Raw genomic sequence first — 13,616 nt, 5'->3', positions numbered from 1 at the left:
AGGCGGGTCCCGCGTTCGCCCGGACTCAGCCGGACTTCAGCGTCACCAGATGCTCGCCGTCCGAGGAGCGCACCTCGTAGCGGGCGATCTGGTCGGGGTGCAGCGACGACGAGCCCTGCATGGTGAGTTCGCGGGCGTCGTGGCGGGGGACGCTCCAGGTGGTGACCGTCTCCTCGGAGCCGTCCGTGCCGATGATGACCAGGCGACAGGTGCGGGGGCCCGCCCCGTCCTTCACCTTCAGCTCCAGCTGGCTGCCCGAGGTGTAGTCCTCGGCGGTCACCTGGGCCCAGACGCCGGACCGCGCGTCGGTCGCGTCGATCTGCACGGCGCTCTCGCCGCCGCCCGCGAGGGCCACGAGCCCGGGGCCGGCCACCGCGAAGGCGACGGTGGCCGCGACCGCGCAGAGGAAGCGCCTGCGGCCGGCCCGGTGCCGCGCCCCGACCTCCGAGAGCAGCCGGTCCAGCAGCCGCGGGCCCGGCTTGGCCATCGGGTGCACGAACTGCGGCGTGGAACGCCGGTACAGCAGCAACTGCCGGGTGATCGGGCCGAACTCGGTGACGTCCGCGGCGCACCTCGGGCATTCCATGAGGTGGTCCTCGAAACGGAACGCGTCCGCCTCGTCCAGCACGCCGAGCGCGTACGCGGCGACGTCGCGATGCCTCTCCTGGGACCTCATGCGGAATCCTCGTGCCGTTGGGTGCGGGTGGGGTTACTCCTTGCTCCCACCGGTACGCACCGGACCGCCGAATCACTCAAGCCCCAGACAGAATCGCAACCAAGGGATTCGGAGCGGCCGGGCACGAGGATTGGTCCCGTCCGAAAAAAGTCCGGGACGGATTGAACGCGGGCGGGGTGTGGCTAGAACAGGTGGATGGCCAGATGCCCCAGCGGCAGTCCCAGCTGCCAGGCCGGCGTCCACACCTTCGGGCCCTCGTCCTCGCCGATCACCGGGCCGCCGCCCGGCACCGCGTTGAGATCGGGGGCGAGCAGCTCGGTCTCCTGGAGCCAGCGCCAGGCCGCCTCCGCGAGGTCCAGATCGGGCGCGGGGCCGCCGCGGTCGCGGGCCTCGGCCGCGAGCCGCGCCATGCGGCCGCGGACCCAGTCCTGCCAGGGCTGGTCGTACGCCGTCAGCGACAGCCACGTCTCCAGCTGGGAGACGACCCGGATGCCGGACAGCTCGCCGTCGGTGTCGGACAGGAAGATGGTCAGCGCGAGGGCGTCCCGCCCGGCGCGGAACTCGAAGGACGTCGGCGGCATGAGATCGCCGGTCCGCAGCAGCTCGTCGGCGATGTACTCGGCGTACAACCAGGCCATGGGAACGGTGAGTTCACCGCCGCCGGCGCCGTCCGTGCTCTCTTGACCTCTGTGCTGCATCCCTTCCTGCCTTCCTCCGGTGCGTGCGCGTCGCCCGTCGCCGGGCTCCCAGTCGGGAACACGGATGAAGACAGCCGATTACTCAACCATGGTCCTCAGCAAGGCGCTTTGCGAAGGCTTTGCTTCACCATGAGTTTCATCGCAGGTCGGCCGCGTAGCCCGGAAGGACCCGGCGCAGGGCGCGCAGCGCGTAGTACGCGCGGGACTTCACCGTACCGGGAGGAATTCCGAGGGTTTCCGCGGCTTCCGCCACACTCGCCCCCTGGAAGTACACGAGCACCAGGACTTCACGGTGCTCCGGAGTGAGTGTCTTCACAGCCTGCCGCACATCGAGGGCCGCGGCGGCCCGCTCGGCGTGATCGGCGCACACCCGCGCGTTCTCCAGGACCGCGTCCCCGACCTCCGCCGGCCGCGCCTGCCGGGCCCGCCGCGCGTCGATCGCGAGCCGCCGCCCCACGGTCAGCAGCCAGGGCCGTACGGAGTCGAAGTCGTCGGCGCGCAGCGCCTCAGGGTGCTGCCAGGCGCGGACGAGGGTCTCCTGGACCAGGTCCTCGGCGCGCTGCCGGTCTCCGTCGCACAGCCGCAGGAGCAGCGCGAAGAGAGGCCGGCCGTGCTCCCGCTGCAGTGCGGCGAGCTCGTGCTCGGCGGTCGTCGTCCCGTTCGTGAGCGTGGTTCCGGCCGTCATGGCCGTATGGCATCGCAGGGTGACGGTGAGGGACAGGGCGTGCGCGCGGATCTGCGGCGGGCGGTCGATCGCGTCGACGAACGGTACGACGAACGGTCCCCTCCGCCTCGCCCAACGGTTGAAAGAAGGCCGCCGGTCCGTTTGCGGCCGTGCTCAGCTTCGTACCTATTTGTGCGTAAATATGATCACAGTGGGGTGAGCTGATGATTGCACGCAGTCGACAAGTGGCCCTGGCCCTGACTGTGCTCCTCGCCGCGGGCGCCGCCTGCCAGGCCCGGGGCCACGAGAAACCCGACCCGTCCGCCCGCGGCGGCCACCCGGCCCCGTCCGGCGGCGCCGCCCGCGGCTTCACGCTCGTCGCCTCCGGGGACGTCCTCCCGCACTCCTCCATCATCGACCGCGCCCGCTTCGACGCGGGCGGCGACGGCTACGACTTCCGCCCGATGCTCTCCGGCGTCGAACCGCTCGTCTCCCGGGCCGATCTGGCGCTGTGTCACATGGAGACCGTCTACGGCGCGAACGGGGACTACACCGGCTATCCCGCCTTCAAGTCCCCGCCCGAGGTCGCCCAGGGCCTCGCCGCCACCGGTTACGACGGCTGCTCCACCGCCTCCAACCACAGCCTCGACGACGGCGCCGAGGGCATCCGCCGCACCCTCGACGCCCTCGACCGCGAAGGCGTACGGCACGCCGGGACCGCCCGCACCGAAGGCGAGGCGCGCACGGTCACGATCCTGCGCGCGGGCGCCGCCCAGGTCGCCCACCTCTCCTACACCTATGACACCAACGGCTATCCGCTGCCCGCCGGGCAGCCCTGGGCCGTCAATCTCATCGACGAGAACGAGATCGTCGGCGACGCGCGGGCCGCCCGGGCGGCGGGCGCCGACGTGGTCGTGGTCTCGGTGCACTGGGGCACGGAGTGGCAGGACGCCCCCGACGACCGCCAGCTCGCGCTGGCCCGCTCGCTCACCGCCGCCCGCACCGGCGACCGCCCCGACATCGACCTGATCCTCGGCACCCACGCCCACATCCCGCAGGCCTACGAGAAGGTCAACGGCACCTGGGTGATCTACGGCATGGGCGACCAGATCGCCGGCGAGATGTTCAACTACGAGGGCGCCCAGGACCCGCGCGGCAATCAGTCGACCGTCGGCCGCTTCACCTTCGCCCCGCCCGCGCGGCCGGGTGGCCGCTGGGAGGTGCGGAAGGCGGAGTTCGTTCCGCAACTGTTCGACATCGACGCCGGCCGGGTCGTCAACCTCAACAAGGCGATCGAGGGCGGTGCCGAACTGGGCGGCGTACGCGACCGCATCCGGGACGTGGTGCTGAGCCGGGGTGCGGCGAAGGACGGGCTGACGATGGGGGAGTAGCTCAGTCGACGTCCACCTCGTCGAAGGTCCGCAGCATCTCCTTCAGCACACGTCGGCACGCCGTGAGCTCGGCCTCGGTCAGACCCCCTCCGACCTGCCGGTTCACGGCGTGCTCGCGGGCCAGGATCGCGTCGATGAGCACCTCGCCCGCGCTCGTGATCCGGATGAGCGAGGAGCGCTGGTGCGCGGGGTTTGGCGTGACCTCCGCCCACCCCTCGGCCACCGCGTCGTTGACCATGCGCTGTACGAACTGCCGGGTCAGCGCCATGAGCCGGGCCATCTGAGGCACCGTCATGGGCCCGTACCGGCGCAGCAGCACGAGCACGGACCGTACGCCGACGGAGACGCCCTCGTCCTTCTCGCTCTGCTCCAGTTTGCGCAGGCCGCGGCGGTAGAGGGCGCCGACGAGGTCGAACACCTCGGAGACGCGGTGGCCGAGGTCGTCAGGAGGGAGCGGGGCGTCGATGTCGTTCACCGGGACATCATGCCCCGAACCCATCATGACAACTAGGTTGTCAAAATCCTCTGAAGATGACACCTTGGGTGTCATGACAGCTGCTTCGGAACTGGTCCGCTTCCCGTCCACCGACGGCGACCTCGCCTACCGCGACACCGGCACCGGCGACCTCGTCGTCCTGCTCCACTCCGGCTACGTCGACCACCGTCTCTTCGAGGACCAGACCCCGGCCCTGGTCGAGGCCGGGTACCGGGTCGTCGCCGCCGACGTCCGCGGACACGGCTGGTCCGCCAACGCCGGCGAGCCCTTCCGCTGGGCCGACGACCTCGCCTGCCTGCTCAAGCACCTGGATGCCGGTCCCGCGGTCCTGGTCGGCGTGTCGATGGGCGGGGCGATCGCCGGTGACACCGCGATCGAGTACCCGGAGCTGGTCCGGGGGGCCGTCCTGAGCGGCGCCTCGGTCAGTGACTTCGAGTACACCTACGACAAGACCAGGGAGATCGTCGCCGAGTCGGCCCGCACCCTGCACTCCGGTGACATCGAGGCCTGGCTGAACGTGTTCCTGCGGGCCATGGCGGGCCCGTTCCGCACCCCGGCCGACATCGATCCGGCCCTCCTGGACCGGCTGCGCGAGATGGCCCTGCACACCATCGCCAAGCACACCCCCGGCGAGCGCGACTGGCACGTCCCCATGACCGACACCTGGCCCCGGGTGCGCAAGCTCGCCATACCGGTCCTCATGATCAACGGCGCCCTTGACTCACCGGACCTGATCGCCGACGCGGAGCTCTACGCCCACACCGCCCCCCAAGGCCGCTCGGTCCTCGTGGAAGGCGCCGCACACTTCCCGAACCTGGAGAAGCCCGAGGAGTTCAACGCCCTCCTGCTGGACTTCCTCGGCGACCTGTAGGGTGACGGGTGCCGCGGCCCGGTCGCTCAACAGTCCAACGGAGCATGGGGATTGACGGTCCGTACGCAGGGCTCGACCATGAGTGACCTGTGGCGCCGCTGTCACCAGGGGGGTCGGTGCCACGCCGACGCACAGGGTGGGGCATGACCACGCAACGAAGCCGGCTCGTTCGCCGGGTCCCGGTTCTCCAGCTCGTTTCCGTCGTCCTCGCCGTGACGGGGCTCGTGCTGGGTTACGTCGGATTCCGCGAGTATCTGGAGGAGCACCCGGAGTTCGGGCACGGCTTCTTCGATCTGCTCTATTACTCCTGCCAGTTGTTCGTCCTCGACGCCGACCCCCTGAACGGGACCGGGTCCCTGCCCTGGGCCCTGGAATGGGCCCGCTTCCTCGCACCGCTCGCCACCCTCTCCGCTCTCGTCGAGGCGGTGCGGCTGCTGGGCGCCGACGAACTGCGCCGGCTGCGGCTGGCCCGGCTGCGCGGTCACAGCGTGGTCTGCGGTGCCGGGAGCGCGGCCCAGATGCTCGCGGCCCGGCTGCGCGAGGCGGGCCGGACCGTGGTGGTCGTGTCCGCCGCCGGGACCGAGGACGACGGAGGTCTGTCCGTGGCCGGCGATCCCAGCAGCCTCGAGGCGCTCCGGGCGGCGGGCGTGGCCCGCGCGAGCGCCGTCTACGCCTGCGCGGAAGACAGCGGTGACAACGTACTGATCGCCGCGACGGTCCGCGAACTCGTCCAGGACCCCACCCACGCCCTCCACGTCCACGCCGCGATCGGCGACCAGGACCTGTGCAGCGCGCTCCAGGCCCGCCACCTCATGGGCGCGTCACGGGGACGGGTACGCCTCGACTTCTTCAACGTGGACGTGCTGGCGGCACGGCGACTCGCCGCGACGGAACGGATCGAGGAGCATGACGCGGCCACCCCGCCGCCGCACTGTCTGATCGTCGGCGTCTCCCCGTTCGCCCGTGCCCTGGTCGTCGAACTCGCCCGCCGCTGGCGGCTGCGCCCCGGCACGGACAAGCTGCCGATCACCTGGGCCGGAGCCTCGGCCACGGCGGAACTCCGCCGCCTGAGGGACCAGTACGGCTTCCTCCCGGAGGTCTGCCGGATCGAGCCGAAGGAGATCGAGGAGACCGGCTCGGCGGTCAACGCCCTGCTGTCCGCGACGGGTTCACCGGCTCAGCGCGTCTACGTCGCCGGCCCCTCCGACGACACGTCCCTCTCCATAGCGCTGTCGGCCTTCGAGGCATGGCGCGTCGCGCCCGGCGGCCTCGTCCTCCAGCTGCGGGAGCCCGGTCCCTTCGGGGTGTCCCTGGGCCACGACGACTCCGCCCTGCTGGACGACCTGGACGGGCGGCTGCGCACCTTCGGCGTCCTCGACGCCGCCTGCCGTCCCGATCTCCTCGGGGACGACTTGGTGGAACACCTCGCACGGGTCATGCACGAGCACTACGAACAGGCGGCACGCAGCAACCGAGGGGACTCGGAACAGACCCACGCGTCGGTGGTTCCGTGGGACCGGCTGTCCCCGCCGAAACAGGAGGACAACCGGAGGGCGGCCGTGGCCATCGGCGAGAAACTGCGGGAGATCGACTGCGCGATCGCTCCCCGCGTGGACCCCGCGCCCCCCTTCGTGCTGGCCGACACCGAGGTCGAACGGCTCGCCAAAATGGAGCACAAGCGCTGGCTGCGGGCACACCGCGCGGAAGGCTACGTCTACGGTCCGGACCGCGATGACGACGCGAGGACCCACCCCGACATGAAGGACTGGGCCGAGCTCACGGAGACCGCGCGCGAGAAGGACCGCGAGGCCGTACGCGTCCTGCCGGTCGTCCTCGCCACCGCCGGCTTCCAGATCATCCGGCTGGCCCCCGCAGGTTCATGACGACGGCGGCGGACCTCAGGGCACCACCGTCACCGGCCACCGCCCGGCCTTGACCAGCCGCACCGCCACCGAGCCGACGATCCGGTGGCCGGCCTGCTCCGAGGCGCCCACCACCACCGCGTCCGCCTTGAGTTCGTCCGCCGCCTTCACCAGGCCGCCGTACGGGTCACCGGGGAAGGTGTGGAACTCCCAGCGCACGTCGAATATCCCCTTCGTGCGCTCGGTGGCCTCCCGGATCTGGGCGACCAGCTCCTCGGCGATCTCGTCGGTCGTCTCGGCGACCGGCGCGCCCATCGCCGCACCCGCCGTCATCACCGGCCGCACGTACACGACCGCGAGGAGCGCGTGCTGGCGGCGGGCCAGGCCGGCGGCATATGCCGCGGCCCGGAGGGAGGAATCGGAGCCGTCCACTCCCACAACGATGACCTTCGGCCCGTCCGTGCCCCGCTCGAACTGGGGCGAGTGCTGTTCCGTCACGGCACGGAGGCTATCGGACAGCACCGGCCCCGCCCCCACGCGGGACCTCCCGACGGGCGAGGTCGCCGGGCAGTTCCTACAGTCGGAACATGACCGCCACCGTCGAGTCCGCCCGGGCGAAGGACACCAAGGGGCCGATACGACGGCCCGGCATCGGCCGGCTCAGCAGGGTCCCGGAAGGCTTCGCCACCTTCTTCGGGGCCCTGGGACTGCTCTGTCTGCTGCTGGCCTTCATCCCGCCGCTGCGCGGACCGCTGCGCCCCGTCGTGCGCTTCCTCGACGTCCTCATCGTCCCGGTCTCCGCCAACCTCGCCTACGCCGTCTTCCTCTTCCTCCTCGCCGGCGCGACCGCCGCCCGCAAACGCGTCGCCTGGTGGCTGGTGGTCGTCTACCTGGGCCTGCTCGTCCTCGTCGACGCCCTCGGCGTGGCCGTCGGCCTGTACGCCGACTCCGTCCCGTCCCTGGTGGTGTGCTGCCTGGCCCTCGCCCTGCTCGTCGTCGCCCGCGGCGAGTTCTACGCCGACTCGCGCCGGGCCGCGGTGCGCCGCGCCGTCGGGGTGCTGATCCTCGGCCTGGTCCTCGGCATCCTCGTCGGCTGGGGCCTGGTCGAACTCTTCCCCGGCACACTGCCCCGCGGCCAGCGGCTGCTGTGGGCGGCCAACCGGGTCTGCGGCGGTCTGGTCTCCGGCCGCTCCTTCGACGGCACCCCGCCACGCGCCCTGTACTTCCTGCTCGGCCTCTTCGGCGCGCTGGCGCTGCTCAACGCCGCCGCCACCCTCTTCCGCTCCCAGCGCATGGAAGCCGCCCTGCACGGCGACGAGGAGGACCGCATCCGCGCCCTGCTGGGGGCCTACGGCGAGAGGGACTCCCTCGGCTACTTCGCCACCCGCCGCGACAAGGCCGTCGTCTTCTCCACCAGCGGCAAGGCCGCCGTCACCTACCGCGTCGAAGCCGGCGTCTGCCTCGCCAGCGGCGACCCCGTGGGCGACCGCGAGGCCTGGCCGCACGCCATCGCGGCCTGGCTCGACGCGGCCCGCCGGCACGGCTGGGCGCCCGCCGCGATGGGCGCCTCCGAGGACGGCGCCAAGGCCTTCGCCCGCGCCGGACTCGGCGCCCTCCAACTCGGCGACGAGGCGATCCTCAACGTCGCCGACTTCGACCTGAACGGCCGCGACATGCGCGTCACCCGGCAGGCCGTGCACCGCGTGCGCCGCACCGGCGCCCACTGCCGCATCCGCCGCCACTCCGCCCTCACCGACGCCGAGATGGAAGAGGTCGTCGACAAGGCCGACGCCTGGCGCGACACCGAGACCGAACGGGGTTTCTCCATGGCCCTGGACCGGCTCGGCGACCCGGCCGACGGCGACTGCCTCCTCGTCGAGGCGCTCAGCGAGGACGGCAAGCTCCTCGCCCTGCTCTCCTTCGTGCCCTGGGGCCGCGACGGCGTCTCCCTGGACCTGATGCGCCGTGACCGCAGCGCCCCCAACGGCGTCATGGAGTTCATGGTCGCCGAACTCTGCGCGGCCGCCCCCAAGCTGGGCGTCCGCCGGATCTCCCTCAACTTCGCCGTCTTCCGCTCGGTCTTCGAGGAGGGCGCCCGCATCGGCGCCGGACCCGTCCTGCGCCTGTGGCGCCGCCTGCTGCTGTTCTTCTCCAAGTGGTGGCAACTGGAGGCCCTGTACCGCTCCAACGCCAAGTACCGGCCCGAGTGGTACCCCCGCTTCATCTGCTACGGCGAGACCGGCGCCCTCGCCCGCATCGGCCTCGCCTCCGGAATCGCCGAGGGCTTCGTCTCCGTACCGTCGCTGCGCAAACTCTGGGGAAAGGGGCACCCGAAGGCCGGGCCGCGGCCGGCCACCACGGAAGGCCTGCCGTCGCTGTCGGCGCTGGGCCTCGCCGGAGGGGACGAGGCCCGGGCCGCCGATCCGGACGCGGGCCTGCCCGAACAGGCCCGCGTACGCCGCCGCACACTGACCCGGCTCAGGGCCGAGGGCATCGACCCCTACCCGGTGGGCGTCCCCGCCCGCACCCATGCCCTCGCCGACGTCCGCGACGGCGAGCACGTCACCGTCGCGGGGCGGATCATGCGGGTGCGGGACTTCGGCGGCATCGTCTTCGTCACGCTGCGCGACTGGTCCGGGGACCACCAACTGGCCCTCACCCAGGACGGCGTGGACCGCTTCAGGTCGGACACCGACATCGGCGACCACATCACCGCCACCGGCACGGCCGGCGCCAGCGACAAGGGCGAACCGACCGTCTTCGTCACCTCCTGGCAGCTGATCGGCAAGTGCCTGCGCCCCCTGCCCGACAAACGCCGCGGCCTCACCGACCCCGAGACCAAGGTCCGCATGCGCTACCTCGACCTCGTCGCCAGCCCCGAAGCCCGCGACGTCGTCCGCGCCCGCTCCACCGCCGTACAGGCCCTGCGCCAGGGCCTGTTGGAGCGCGGCTACCTGGAGGTCGAGACGCCGATGCTCCAGCAGATCCACGGCGGCGCCAACGCCCGCCCCTTCACCACCCACATCAACGCCTACGACCTCGACCTGTATCTGCGCATCGCCCCCGAGCTGTACCTGAAACGGCTCTGCGTCGGCGGCCTGGAGAAGGTCTTCGAGATGGGCCGCACCTTCCGCAACGAGGGCGTCTCCTACAAACACAACCCCGAGTTCACGATGCTGGAGGCCTACCAGGCCTTCGCCGACTACGACGTGATGCTCGACCTCACCCGCGAGCTGATCCAGGGCGCCGCCACGGCCGCTTTCGGCTCGCCGATCGCCCGCAAGGACGGGCAGGAGTACGACATCTCGGGGGCCTGGCCGGTCAAGACCGTCTACGGCGCGATCTCCGAGGCCCTCGGCGACGAGGTCACCGCCGACACCGGACTCGCCCGGCTGCACCGGCTGTGCGACCGCGCCGGAGTGCCGTACACCCCCGACGACGGCCGCGGCGACGTCGTCCTCGAGATGTACGAACGCCTCGTCGAGGAGAAGACGCAGCTGCCCACCTTCTACAAGGACTTCCCGACCGACGTCTCCCCGCTCACCCGCCAGCACCGGGACGACCCACGGCTCGCCGAGCGCTGGGACCTCGTCGCCTTCGGCACCGAACTCGGCACCGCCTACTCCGAACTCACCGACCCCGTCGAACAGCGCCGCCGCCTCACCGCGCAGTCGCTGCTCGCCGCCGGCGGAGACCCCGAGGCGATGGAACTCGACGAGGACTTCCTCGACGCCCTCGAATACGCGATGCCGCCCACCGGCGGGCTCGGCATCGGCGTCGACCGGTTGGTCATGTTCCTCACGGGGCTGACGATCCGGGAAACCCTCCCGTTCCCGCTCGTACGCCGCCACTGACGGCCCGTCATAGGCCGGGCGGGTTAATTCCTGCCGCCGCACCGGTGCTGTCCTGGTGCGTCGGCCATGGTTCGGGCGACTGATTTGTCATGACGAAGGATCAGTTGCTCACCCGGCTGCTCACGCGACGCCGTGCGTTGCTCGCCGGTGCCGCCGCCGTCGGGGCGGCCGGCACCGCCGGGCTGGTCGCGGCGCTCGGCGGCGAGGACCCGGTCAAGCCCCCGCTCCCGGCCGCGGGCCCCCCGGCCCGCCGCCCGCTCAAGCCCTCCGCCTACCGGCTCCAGCCCCTGACCGGATACGGCCCGCCCCGCACCGCCCCCGGCCGGACCCCGGTCCGCCGCGAACCGCTGCTGCGCATGCACGGACGCGGCCGGGCCATGGTGCTGACCTTCGACGACGGCCCTGACCCCCGCTACACCCCCGCCGTCCTCGACACCCTCGCCGAGTACGACGTCCGCGCGATGTTCTTCGTCTGCGGCGAGATGGCCGTCGACAACAAGGACCTGCTGGCACGCATGTCCGACGAGGGGCACATCGTCGGCAACCACACCTGGTCCCACCCGCTGCTGACCCGCCTCAGCCGCGGCCGCATCCGCTCCGAGATGGAACGCACCAGCGACGTCATCGAGGAGGCCTACGGCGAACGCCCCCAGTGGTTCCGCGCGCCCTACGGCGCTTGGAACCGCGCCGCCTTCCAGCTCGGCGCCGAACTCGGCATGGAACCCCTCGCCTGGACCGTCGACACCCTCGACTGGACCACACCCGGCGCCCGCACCATCGAGCGACGGGTCGAGAACGGCGCCGCCCCCGGCGTCGTGGTGCTCTCCCACGACGCCGGGGGCGACCGCTCCCAGAGCGTCCGGGCGCTGCGCGAGTATCTGCCGCAGCTCCTGGACTCCGGATATCACGTGACCGTCCCCAGACGGCACTACGCATAAGCCGGACCGCCGGCCCGCCCGGTCGGGGAACGCTCAGCGGACCTCGACCAGGCGGGCGAACGCGACGACGTTCCCGGCATAACCGTTCTGCTTCGAGAAACCGCCCCCGCAGGTGATGACCCGCAATTCGGGAGTGCCCTTGGAGCCGTAGACACGGTCGCCCGGGAAGTTCTGCTTCTCGAAGACCTCGATGCCGTAGATCTCGAAAACGGCCGTCTTCCCGTCCTTGCGCCGCACCTCGACGCGATTTCCCTTCTTCAGCGCACCGAGTCCGTAGAACACGGCGGGGCCCGACCTGTTGTCGACATGGCCCACCACCACGGCGGTGCCCTTCTCGCCGGGCGAGACCGCGCCGGTGAACCAGCCCGCCAGGTTCGGGTCCTCCGGCGGCGGCGCGCCCACCCAGCCCTCGTTGTCCAGACCGACCGGCATGACCGGCGCGTCCACCTGGATCGCGGGAATCCGCACCCGCTCGGGCTCGGAGAACGACAGCGGCGCCGCCGACCCGGAGAAGGTCCCGGGCACACGGCTGTCCGCCGCAGCCGCCGTCGCCGGCTGCGGCGGACCCACGTCGAACTCTCCCGAACCGTTCCGAATGAGCGCGAGGCCGGTCAGCAGAACAAGCGCTATCACGCCCCAAGGAGCGCGCCTCTTCCGCTGCTCCTCCTCTTCGGCCAGATCGGCCAACTCGGACGCAGACATTCGCATTCCCCTCTCGACGCGGCCGTCGCCACGTCATTCGCGCATACGAGCACGCTAAATGCCGGGCACGGAACCGGCGACGGGGCAAAGGCGAACGGGTGGCCGCCACCGGTGTGGGTGCGCCATCCGAGTCGACGCGCACAGGAAATTTCTGACGGTCCGTGACCTGCGGCAATATCCGATTGTGCGCTTTTCGGTCGGCGTGTCCTCTCACCAGGACGGACCATCGCCGAAATGCGCCCGCGTGCACGGCATCTGAGGGTCTTTCTGGGAGGCGTTTTCTCGCCGATCCACCGGGGACGGTTCCCGGGGCGCCTCCCGCGGAGGATCACATGCGTACTACCCGTGCCCTGGTGGCCGCCGGCGCCGCGGTCGCCGCCCTGGGCCTCGCCGCCCCCACCGCCGTCGCCGACGGCATGAACACCCCGTCCAACGTCACCGCCCTGCCGAGCGCCATCGCCCGCGGCGGGCAGCTGAACATCACCGTCAACAACTGCAACGCGCCCGCGACCGCCAGCTCCGACGCCTTCCCGACGGTCACTCTGACCTCGTCCGGCGGCCTGGCGAGCGGCACCGCCAGGGTCGACAACAACGCCCGGCAGGGAACGCACAGCATCACCGTCATGTGCGCCAACGGGCGTCTGACGAACCCGACCGCCTTCACCGTCATCGGCGCCGTCCGCGGCGGTCTCGGCGGCAGCAGCTCCAGCGGTGCCACCCCGACCGACATGGCCATCGGTGGCGGACTCGTCGCGGCGGCCGTCATCGGCGGCGGCCTGTTCTGGATGCGCCGCCGCTCAGAGAAGCGGATCTGAGCTCCGTTCCCTCTTCGCGGACGCGCACCGCACAGGCCTTCGCCCCGGAACCTCTTCCAAGGTCCGGGGCGAAGGCCTGTGCGGTGCCGCCGGGGTGCGGTCAGGCGCCGTCCTCGCCGGTGCGGCGCCGCGAGAAGTGGTACGCCGCCCCGACCGAGCCGGCGATGAGCGCCGCGCCCAGTCCGATCTCCTTGAGGTCGAAACCGGCGACACTGCCGCCCTCACCGGCGTGTACGCCCCGGTCGGGGTACGGGTACGGCGTCGGGTTGGTCGGGGTGGTGCGGCCGGTGGCGATGGTCAGCTCCGTCGAACCGCTCACGCCGTTGCAGGAGAACGTCACCTTGTAGACCGCGCCCGGTTTGGCGTCCCAGTCCACCACCGCCGTCGCCGACGACCGGTTGCCCGGGATGGTGATCGTGTCGAACACCCCCGAGCTGACGGTCGCGGACCCCGTGCAGCCACCGCTGTCCCGGTCCAGTTGCAGGGTGACCTGGCCGCCCGCCGCGATCGTGGAGGGCATGACGCTGAAGCCGAACGGCGTGATGTTGCCGCCGCCGGACGCCACGGCGGCCGGAGCGGAGAGGGCGAGGGCGCCTACGCCCAGCAGTGCGGCCGAAGCTACGCGTATCGCGCGCATGGTGAGTCCTCC

13 protein-coding genes are annotated in these 13,616 nt (G+C 71.6%); 6 read left to right on the top strand and 7 right to left on the bottom strand.

The genetic code is table 11. The features are described from left to right. Window positions 1-25: 25 nt before the first annotated feature. From ACFUO4_RS05225 to ACFUO4_RS05215, 3 genes are all read right to left on the bottom strand, one after another. Complete coding sequence (locus tag ACFUO4_RS05225; protein ID WP_383480084.1) at window positions 26-676, bottom strand: zf-HC2 domain-containing protein; 651 nt, start codon at window positions 674-676, stop codon at window positions 26-28. 182 nt (window positions 677-858) lie between these two features. After that, the gene (locus tag ACFUO4_RS05220) at window positions 859-1,374 is read right to left on the bottom strand and encodes a hypothetical protein (protein WP_383480082.1); all 516 of its coding nucleotides are present in this window, start codon (window positions 1,372-1,374) and stop codon (window positions 859-861) included. A 136-nt stretch (window positions 1,375-1,510) separates the two neighbouring features. Further along, window positions 1,511-2,059: a sigma-70 family RNA polymerase sigma factor gene (locus tag ACFUO4_RS05215; protein ID WP_383480080.1), complete on the bottom strand. Its 549-nt coding sequence runs from the start codon at window positions 2,057-2,059 to the stop codon at window positions 1,511-1,513. 203 nt (window positions 2,060-2,262) lie between these two features. On the opposite strand from ACFUO4_RS05215, the gene ACFUO4_RS05210 reads away from it, so the two are divergent. Then, window positions 2,263-3,429, top strand: coding sequence for a CapA family protein (locus ACFUO4_RS05210; protein WP_383480078.1), 1,167 nt, complete (start codon window positions 2,263-2,265; stop codon window positions 3,427-3,429). A gap of 1 nt (window position 3,430) precedes the next feature. On the opposite strand, the gene ACFUO4_RS05205 is transcribed toward ACFUO4_RS05210, so the two are convergent. Then, entirely contained in the window at window positions 3,431-3,904 is a 474-nt protein-coding gene (locus ACFUO4_RS05205) for a MarR family winged helix-turn-helix transcriptional regulator (protein WP_383480076.1), read from the bottom strand. A gap of 73 nt (window positions 3,905-3,977) precedes the next feature. Between ACFUO4_RS05205 and ACFUO4_RS05200 the strand changes: the two genes are divergently transcribed. After that, a complete protein-coding gene (locus ACFUO4_RS05200; RefSeq protein ID WP_383480074.1) occupies window positions 3,978-4,796 on the top strand; it encodes an alpha/beta fold hydrolase in 819 nt (272 codons plus the stop codon). A 143-nt stretch (window positions 4,797-4,939) separates the two neighbouring features. Then, window positions 4,940-6,679, top strand: coding sequence for a RyR domain-containing protein (locus ACFUO4_RS05195; RefSeq protein ID WP_383480071.1), 1,740 nt, complete (start codon window positions 4,940-4,942; stop codon window positions 6,677-6,679). 15 nt (window positions 6,680-6,694) lie between these two features. Here ACFUO4_RS05195 and ACFUO4_RS05190 read toward each other — a convergent pair whose 3' ends face one another. After that, on the bottom strand, window positions 6,695-7,156 hold the full coding sequence (locus tag ACFUO4_RS05190) for a universal stress protein (RefSeq protein WP_383480069.1): 462 nt from the start codon (window positions 7,154-7,156) through the stop codon (window positions 6,695-6,697). A gap of 89 nt (window positions 7,157-7,245) precedes the next feature. Between ACFUO4_RS05190 and lysX the strand changes: the two genes are divergently transcribed. Both lysX and ACFUO4_RS05180 read left to right on the top strand, forming a co-directional pair. Then, the gene (gene lysX, locus ACFUO4_RS05185) at window positions 7,246-10,512 is read left to right on the top strand and encodes a bifunctional lysylphosphatidylglycerol synthetase/lysine--tRNA ligase LysX (RefSeq protein ID WP_383480067.1); all 3,267 of its coding nucleotides are present in this window, start codon (window positions 7,246-7,248) and stop codon (window positions 10,510-10,512) included. 89 nt (window positions 10,513-10,601) lie between these two features. Further along, the gene (locus ACFUO4_RS05180; RefSeq protein WP_383480065.1) at window positions 10,602-11,450 is read left to right on the top strand and encodes a polysaccharide deacetylase family protein; all 849 of its coding nucleotides are present in this window, start codon (window positions 10,602-10,604) and stop codon (window positions 11,448-11,450) included. A 33-nt stretch (window positions 11,451-11,483) separates the two neighbouring features. Here the strand turns inward: ACFUO4_RS05180 and ACFUO4_RS05175 are convergent, their stop codons facing one another. Beyond that, window positions 11,484-12,152 carry a class F sortase gene (locus ACFUO4_RS05175; RefSeq protein WP_383480063.1) on the bottom strand — a complete coding sequence of 223 codons (669 nt, stop codon included), beginning with the start codon at window positions 12,150-12,152 and terminating at the stop codon, window positions 11,484-11,486. 332 nt (window positions 12,153-12,484) lie between these two features. Between ACFUO4_RS05175 and ACFUO4_RS05170 the strand changes: the two genes are divergently transcribed. Then, entirely contained in the window at window positions 12,485-12,967 is a 483-nt protein-coding gene (locus ACFUO4_RS05170) for a hypothetical protein (protein ID WP_079312828.1), read from the top strand. 100 nt (window positions 12,968-13,067) lie between these two features. On the opposite strand, the gene ACFUO4_RS05165 is transcribed toward ACFUO4_RS05170, so the two are convergent. Further along, window positions 13,068-13,604 carry a hypothetical protein gene (locus tag ACFUO4_RS05165; RefSeq protein ID WP_059194786.1) on the bottom strand — a complete coding sequence of 179 codons (537 nt, stop codon included), beginning with the start codon at window positions 13,602-13,604 and terminating at the stop codon, window positions 13,068-13,070. Between the last annotated feature and the right edge of the window lie 12 nt (window positions 13,605-13,616).

Source organism: Streptomyces sp. NPDC057280 (assembly GCF_042668605.1).
Classification (GTDB): domain Bacteria; phylum Actinomycetota; class Actinomycetes; order Streptomycetales; family Streptomycetaceae; genus Streptomyces.
Note: the sequence above shows the minus strand (reverse complement) of the source record. Positions and strands in the feature narration are given on the sequence as shown.

What these genes read in the sequence shown, in the direction of transcription:
- ACFUO4_RS05220 (WP_383480082.1), bottom strand. Translation starts at nt 1,374, where the DNA reads ATGCAGCACAGAGGTCAAGAGAGCACGGACGGCGCCGGCGGCGGTGAA.
- ACFUO4_RS05195 (WP_383480071.1), top strand. Translation starts at nt 4,940, where the DNA reads ATGACCACGCAACGAAGCCGGCTCGTTCGCCGGGTCCCGGTTCTCCAG.
- ACFUO4_RS05225 (WP_383480084.1), bottom strand. Translation starts at nt 676, where the DNA reads ATGAGGTCCCAGGAGAGGCATCGCGACGTCGCCGCGTACGCGCTCGGC.
- ACFUO4_RS05175 (WP_383480063.1), bottom strand. Translation starts at nt 12,152, where the DNA reads ATGTCTGCGTCCGAGTTGGCCGATCTGGCCGAAGAGGAGGAGCAGCGG.
- ACFUO4_RS05180 (WP_383480065.1), top strand. Translation starts at nt 10,602, where the DNA reads ATGACGAAGGATCAGTTGCTCACCCGGCTGCTCACGCGACGCCGTGCG.
- ACFUO4_RS05165 (WP_059194786.1), bottom strand. Translation starts at nt 13,604, where the DNA reads ATGCGCGCGATACGCGTAGCTTCGGCCGCACTGCTGGGCGTAGGCGCC.
- ACFUO4_RS05200 (WP_383480074.1), top strand. Translation starts at nt 3,978, where the DNA reads ATGACAGCTGCTTCGGAACTGGTCCGCTTCCCGTCCACCGACGGCGAC.
- ACFUO4_RS05210 (WP_383480078.1), top strand. Translation starts at nt 2,263, where the DNA reads ATGATTGCACGCAGTCGACAAGTGGCCCTGGCCCTGACTGTGCTCCTC.
- ACFUO4_RS05215 (WP_383480080.1), bottom strand. Translation starts at nt 2,059, where the DNA reads ATGACGGCCGGAACCACGCTCACGAACGGGACGACGACCGCCGAGCAC.
- lysX (WP_383480067.1), top strand. Translation starts at nt 7,246, where the DNA reads ATGACCGCCACCGTCGAGTCCGCCCGGGCGAAGGACACCAAGGGGCCG.
- ACFUO4_RS05170 (WP_079312828.1), top strand. Translation starts at nt 12,485, where the DNA reads ATGCGTACTACCCGTGCCCTGGTGGCCGCCGGCGCCGCGGTCGCCGCC.